Below are 5,653 nucleotides of genomic sequence, written 5' to 3' on the forward strand. Positions count from 1 at the left end.
TAAGAAATAAAGATTTTTATAACAATTAACAATAAATATTTTATATTGTCATGTCAATAAAATGCTTTAATATTAATAATATATTAAAATAAGATAAAAATAAACTTTACATCTTTATTTTATCATACTTTCCTAATGCATTAATTCTAGCATGGTTTGTTATCTTTCATTTTTAATGAATACTGTTGATTGCTTTCTCTTCTCTTTTTTATTCACTAGCTATTCATTAATAACCTTATTCTTTTTTGAACATTAATTAAAGTTTAATAACCTTTATTTAATATTAATAAAAAAATGTAGAATCACGTAAGTTTACCTATTAACCATTTGGTTAATTTTATTTATACTATGTTTTTCCCTGGTGTTGTATTAATTTTCGCCCTGTTTCCCCAACAGGGCATTTTTTTATCTCAATATTTCAGTGCCTTATCATAACTCATTGTCAAATAATACAAAATAAAAACACATGAAATATCTCATTAATAAATTAACATTATTTACCTATTTTTAATGCAAAATCCATCACTCTTTTCATTGATCTAAATCAAATCAAACATTCATATTATTTACTCTTTTCAGAGATAAACTGCTTTTTTCTCTATTTTAAAATCTATTTAATAAGGATTAAAAATGCTCATTTTATCATTAGCCTTATTTGAATTACTCATAAAGTGGTATAACAATTCAAGAAGGATAGACTTTTATTGTTATATTTAATAACCTTGATTAAAAATCGACCCAAATAAAGCACATCATTTTTACTACACATTAATGACTAATATCTTTATTTACTTGCATTAATAAGCACGCTCTTTTACCTTACTTATATTGTTATAGAGGGAAAGATAATGAGTTATAACCTTTCAGAATTAACACAAGAAGAAAAAGATAAGCTAAATATAAGCTTAGCCGCTTCAGGCGTTGCTTTTAAAGAGCGCTATAACATGCCCGTTGTAGCAGATGCTGTTTTAAGAGAACAGCCTCAAGCTTTTCAAGCCTTCTTTCAAGAAAGGCTGGTATTTTATCGTGCAAGAAGCCAACACTATTCTCGTTTACCTTATGACCCACCGGTAAAAAAATAGTCAAACACTCTCCGTTATTTTGATAATGGTAAAAAAAAGAGATAAACCTTGGTTTATCTCTTTTTCTTTCAATCGATTAACTACAACTCACTATCACCTATCTATTATTTAGGGGAAACATAAGTAATAGTATTGTCATCACAATTGACTTGAACATTGTAACGAAGATCTGTTCTCGCCCCTCTTACATTCAATACCATCTGATAGTTATTATCCATCTTGATAACTTCATTAGCATTAATACTTGCAACAGGTTTTGATCCTAATGCATTTTTATCATCTTGCCAGCGAGGTAAACGATTTTGTAAATAATCATTTTTTACTCTTGTAACAAGTTGATTGTTATCTAAATTAACACAACTCGAAAATGGTGCAGAGCGCACAATATCTTTATTCACATTTTCGATATTTTCTGCAAATGCTCCAAAAGAAACGGCAAGTAAAAGACCTGCTCCAAGTATCCCTGTTTGACTCACAAGCTTGCTTAATTTCATATAACCTCCCGAAAATATCCCTTAAAACAGGATGTGTTTTCATTAAGCATAGCATATGGTTAATAACACAATTGTGACATTTGTTAAAAAATTGTTTTATTCATTTTCATCATCAAATACAATAGAAACAGATTCACGGGTCGCGTGTTTCTCTCTTAACTCTTGAGCTACTAGTTGGATAGCCTCTCCACTGCTCATTCCCTCAGCCATAAGAGATTGGATTTTTTCTACCGCTTTTTGTTGCTCTTCATGTGTTAATGTAGGCATTCCTAGAAACATAATGTTACTCTTATCTTTATTAACGTCTATTTTGTATTTACATGAATGTAATCTTTTTGATTACAATTTATTGTGCAAATAATACAACACACTTTGTTTACATGGTCATAAGATGGATATGCAATTACAACAACGCGAACTAACTTATACCCCTGATCTAGCATTGCGGGTATTTTCTCCTATTGCGTCATTGCCTTGGTCTAGTTTACTTCATTCTGGCTTTGCCGAACATCCTCATAATCGTTTTGATATTGTTGTCTCCGATCCTGCTGTGACTTTAGAAACTCGCAAACAAACGACAACGATTAAAGAAAAAAACGGTACGGTCAAACGTTCCAAAAAAGATCCCTTCACTCTCATTCAATCTGCGTTGGACCAATTCGATTTTCACCCAGAACAAAGTGATTCATTGCCTTTTTTGGGTGGCGCTTTAGGTATCTGGAGTTATGACTTAGGTCGTCGTTTTGAAAATCTACCTGAAATAGCGAAAAATGAACTTAGTTTCGCAGATATGGCAATTGGTATTTATGATTGGGCACTTATTGTCGATCACGACTTAAAAAAAGCCACTTTAATTAGCTATCACAATATTGATGAGCGCTTACAGTGGTTAGAAAGCCAAACTTCCACAGCTCTTGATTCACAATTCACCTTAACAACAGATTGGCAATCAAACATTAGTAGTGATGAATATAACGAGAAAATTGCTAAAATTCATCAATACTTACTTTCGGGTGACTGCTATCAAGTTAATTTAGCTCAACGTTTTTGTGCAAGCTATACAGGCAGTGAGTGGAACGCATTCTTAACATTGAATCAAGCTAATAAGGCACCTTTTTCTTCGTTTATGTGTTTGCCAAATAACTTTGTGATTAGTGTTTCACCTGAACGTTTTATTCATTTAGTTGATAATAAAATTGAAACACGTCCTATAAAAGGCACACTACCTCGTAAAGCATCGCCAAAAGAAGATGATGAACAAGCTCAATTATTAGCAAATTCACGTAAAGATCGCGCTGAAAACTTAATGATTGTAGATTTGATGCGTAATGATATTGGCAAAGTTGCAGTAACAGGTTCTGTTAAGGTTCCTGAATTGTTTGTTGTCGAGCGTTTCCCTGCAGTACACCATTTAGTCAGTACCATCACCGCAGCACTTCCTGAGCATTTAAAAGCAACGGATCTATTAAGAGCAGCTTTCCCTGGTGGTTCAATTACCGGAGCGCCGAAGATCAGAGCTATGGAGATCATTGAAGAATTAGAGCCACATCGTCGCCATGGATATTGTGGTGCAATTGGTTATATCAGTTTTTGTGGCACAATGGACACCAATATCAGCATTCGCACTTTATTAACTGAAAAAAATAAAATTTACTGTTGGGCAGGCGGTGGTATTGTTGCTGATAGCGTTGCTGAAAAAGAGTACCAAGAAACATTCGATAAACTTGGGCAAATATTAACTGTTTTAAGTGAGTCTACTATCGATGACACCCATTGATACTTTTATCAATCGTTTTCAACTCACATTACCTGATGACAAGGTAAATCAGCCTCTTCATGCCCAAAAATCGGCAGCCGTCTTGCTGCCGATTATCAATAAACCTAACCCAACATTATTATTAACTGAGCGTGCATCAACGTTACGCTCTCATGCAGGGCAAGTCGCTTTACCCGGCGGTAAACGCGATCCTGAAGATAGCAACCTTATTGCAACAGCTCTAAGGGAGGCGCATGAAGAAGTGGCTATTCCACCCCATGCCGTATCCGTTATTGGTCAATTAGCCCCTTTGCAAAGTTCTAGCGGATATTTAGTTACCCCCATTGTGGGTGTTATTCCTGCGGGTTTACCTTTACGCCATAACCCTGCTGAAGTCGCCTCTATCTTTGAAATGCCACTAAGCCATGTACTTAATGCCCAACATTATCAACCACTAGATTTTCATCGTGCTGGTGAAAATCATCGTATCTACTTTTATCCCTATAATGGACATCTCGTCTGGGGATTAACCGCCGCTATTTTACATAGACTCGCTTTACATATTACTTAACACGCTATTTTATATTCAGCTTGTGCTTTTTATCATCGCCTTCACAACTCTACTTAGCTATTTTAAAAAAATGTTGTAAACTACATCATTAACGGGACGATATAATCGTAAAAACGATCCCTTTACTATAAATAACTATATTTCATTCTTTTTAACCCTCTCTCTTATTATTAAGGAGTCTGACGTGATTAGCGTTTTCGACATGTTTAAAGTGGGCATCGGACCATCTAGCTCTCACACCGTAGGGCCAATGAAAGCGGGTAAAGAATTTGTCGATGATTTAGTCAGCCAGGAATTGATTGCGTCTGTCACTCGCGTAGCTGTTGATGTTTACGGCTCCTTGTCTTTGACAGGCAAAGGTCACCATACTGATATCGCAATTATTATGGGGTTAGCAGGTAATGCACCAGCTACTGTCGATATTGACAGCATTCCCGGTTTTATTCGTGAAGTTGAAGAAACTGGCAAGCTATCATTAGCAAACGGCTTAAAAGTGGTCGATTTCCCAGCAGAAAGTATGCATTTTAGCAATGACAACCTGTCATTACATGAAAATGGTATGACAATCCATGCTTTTGCTGGCGACAAAGAAGTCTATAGAAAAACGTACTACTCTATTGGTGGTGGTTTTATCGTTGATGAAGAAAACTTCGGTAAATCAACATTAAACAGCAAGCCTGTTTCATACCCTTATGCTAGCGCAGAAGAGCTATTAAAACACTGTAAAGAAACGGGTTTATCCATTTCCAGCTTAATGATGAAAAATGAGCTGGATCTGCATACTCAAGCTGAAATTAATGCTTATTTCGCTGATGTTTATAAAACAATGCAAGAGTGTATTGAACACGGTTTAAATACAGAAGGCGTATTACCAGGGCCATTACGTGTACCTCGTCGTGCTGCTGCATTAAATCGCTTATTGACATCAAGCAACAGCCTGTCAAACGATCCAATGAAAGTCGTTGATCTGATCAATATGTTTGCACTGGCGGTTAATGAAGAAAACGCAGCAGGTGGACGCGTTGTAACAGCACCAACAAATGGCGCATGTGGTATCGTTCCTGCTGTATTGGCTTACTACGATCGTTGCATCGAACCTGTTACACAAGAAATCTACTTACGCTATTTCTTAGCATCTGGCGCAATTGGTATTCTTTACAAAATGAATGCTTCTATTTCTGGTGCAGAAGTAGGTTGCCAAGGCGAAGTTGGCGTAGCTTGTTCAATGGCAGCTGCGGGTCTTGCTGAATTATTAGGCGGAAGTCCAGAACAAGTCTGTATCGCTGCTGAAATCGGTATGGAACACAACCTTGGTTTAACTTGTGACCCTGTTGCAGGCCAAGTTCAAGTTCCTTGTATTGAACGTAATGCCATTGCTTCTGTTAAAGCCGTTAATGCCGCGCGTATGGCAATTCGTCGTACCAGTGAACCTCGTGTTTCTCTCGATAAAGTCATTGAAACTATGTATGAAACGGGTAAAGACATGAATGCTAAATACCGCGAAACATCGCGCGGTGGTCTTGCAATCAAAGTACAGTGTGACTAATTAATACTATTTAGACGAAAAGCCATTCATTTTGAATGGCTTTTTTATTTCAGCTACTTTATTTTTAATCATCGCTTAACCCTTAGATAACTAAAGAAAATAATTATTAAATATACATTTGAAATTAAGCAATCTATCTTTTTATAATTTAAAACTTTTTATTTTTATATATTAAATTCCAGCACTAAATATACTTATTAAATA

At 35.7% G+C, this 5,653-nt stretch carries 6 protein-coding genes; 4 read left to right on the forward strand and 2 right to left on the reverse strand.

What is annotated here, in order from left to right:
* Window positions 1-848: 848 nt before the first annotated feature.
* Window positions 849-1,082 (forward strand): DNA polymerase III subunit theta, encoded by a 234-nt coding sequence (locus tag JEP36_RS17385; RefSeq protein WP_100160381.1) that lies wholly within the window; start codon window positions 849-851, stop codon window positions 1,080-1,082.
* Between the two features lie 104 nt (window positions 1,083-1,186).
* Here the strand turns inward: JEP36_RS17385 and yebF are convergent, their stop codons facing one another.
* Window positions 1,187-1,576, reverse strand: a complete 390-nt coding sequence (gene yebF / locus JEP36_RS17390; RefSeq protein WP_198621013.1) for a protein YebF — start codon at window positions 1,574-1,576, stop codon at window positions 1,187-1,189.
* 96 nt (window positions 1,577-1,672) lie between these two features.
* Entirely contained in the window at window positions 1,673-1,855 is a 183-nt protein-coding gene (locus JEP36_RS17395) for a YoaH family protein (protein ID WP_109374208.1), read from the reverse strand.
* Between the two features lie 112 nt (window positions 1,856-1,967).
* Here JEP36_RS17395 and pabB point away from each other — a divergent pair, with 112 nt between their 5' ends.
* The 3 genes from pabB (at window position 1,968) to JEP36_RS17410 (ending at window position 5,449) form a co-directional block, all read left to right on the forward strand.
* A complete protein-coding gene (gene pabB / locus JEP36_RS17400; protein WP_198621012.1) occupies window positions 1,968-3,353 on the forward strand; it encodes an aminodeoxychorismate synthase component 1 in 1,386 nt (461 codons plus the stop codon).
* On the forward strand, window positions 3,340-3,903 hold the full coding sequence (locus tag JEP36_RS17405) for a CoA pyrophosphatase (RefSeq protein WP_109374206.1): 564 nt from the start codon (window positions 3,340-3,342) through the stop codon (window positions 3,901-3,903). Before pabB ends, JEP36_RS17405 begins: the two co-directional genes overlap by 14 nt.
* 184 nt (window positions 3,904-4,087) lie before the next feature.
* On the forward strand, window positions 4,088-5,449 hold the full coding sequence (locus JEP36_RS17410; protein WP_160230451.1) for an L-serine ammonia-lyase: 1,362 nt from the start codon (window positions 4,088-4,090) through the stop codon (window positions 5,447-5,449).
* Window positions 5,450-5,653 lie beyond the last annotated feature (204 nt).

The organism is Proteus sp. PR00208 (assembly GCF_016238545.1).
GTDB lineage: Bacteria > Pseudomonadota > Gammaproteobacteria > Enterobacterales > Enterobacteriaceae > Proteus.

Bases quoted from the DNA above. Each gene is read 5' to 3' on its own strand.
- JEP36_RS17385 (WP_100160381.1), top strand. From the start codon at position 849: ATGAGTTATAACCTTTCAGAATTAACACAAGAAGAAAAAGATAAGCTA.
- yebF (WP_198621013.1), bottom strand. From the start codon at position 1,576: ATGAAATTAAGCAAGCTTGTGAGTCAAACAGGGATACTTGGAGCAGGT.
- JEP36_RS17395 (WP_109374208.1), bottom strand. From the start codon at position 1,855: ATGTTTCTAGGAATGCCTACATTAACACATGAAGAGCAACAAAAAGCG.
- pabB (WP_198621012.1), top strand. From the start codon at position 1,968: ATGGATATGCAATTACAACAACGCGAACTAACTTATACCCCTGATCTA.
- JEP36_RS17405 (WP_109374206.1), top strand. From the start codon at position 3,340: ATGACACCCATTGATACTTTTATCAATCGTTTTCAACTCACATTACCT.